Here is a 277-nt window from a genome sequence, read left to right on the forward strand (position 1 = left end):
ATCCAAACCGATGCCGCCATCAACCCGGGTAACTCCGGCGGTGCACTGATCAATGCCAAAGGTGAGCTGGTCGGTATCAATACCGCGATTTATTCCCAAAGCGGTGGCAGCGAAGGCATTGGTTTTGCAATCCCTGTTGCCGTTGCCCAGCGAGCACTGACGGATATCTCGCAGCACGGTATCGCGATTCGGGGCTGGCTCGGTATCGAAGTCCAGGAAGCAACACCGAAGCTGCTGGATGCCCTGGCATTACCGGAGGCGTTGGAAGGCTTGATAG

Annotated in this window: 1 protein-coding gene; it reads left to right on the forward strand. The window is 57.0% G+C overall.

Features of this window, described 5'->3' with window-relative positions; genetic code table 11:
* Positions 1–277: S1C family serine protease (locus Q4563_RS19570; protein WP_303605705.1), on the forward strand; the 277-nt coding region annotated here is incomplete at both ends.

Source organism: Gilvimarinus sp. 1_MG-2023 (genome assembly GCF_030548285.1).